This window comes from Cellulomonas sp. GbtcB1 (assembly GCF_019091725.1).
Lineage (GTDB): Bacteria > Actinomycetota > Actinomycetes > Actinomycetales > Cellulomonadaceae > Cellulomonas.
In genome coordinates, this window is sequence record NZ_JAGXJG010000219.1 from 1 (window position 1) to 280 (window position 280).

At 74.3% G+C, this 280-nt stretch carries 1 protein-coding gene; it reads left to right on the plus strand.

From position 1 onward, the window contains the following. Window positions 1-280 (plus strand): hypothetical protein (locus tag KVT14_RS20345; RefSeq protein ID WP_217617294.1); only part of this gene is annotated, 280 nt, incomplete at both ends.

A 280-nucleotide genomic window follows, 5' to 3' on the forward strand; every position in this document is an offset into this window, starting at 1 on the left:
AGCTGCAGCCGGAGACCGTGAAGGAGCTCGCCCCGGAGACGCTGAAGGAACGCCAGCCGGAGACGCTCAAGGAGCTGCAGCCCGAGACCGTCAAGGAGCGCATCCCCGAGACGATCAAGGAGCGGAACGAGACGATCCGGGAGAACCTCGGCGGCTTCACGCTGCAGGAGGGCACGCTCCCGGGGCCGGGCGGGCGCGACGTCGACCCGGGGCAGCTCCCGGGCCGTGTCCCGTACGCCCCGGGCACGCCGGTCCCGGGCGCCCCGCGCCCCCCTGGTGC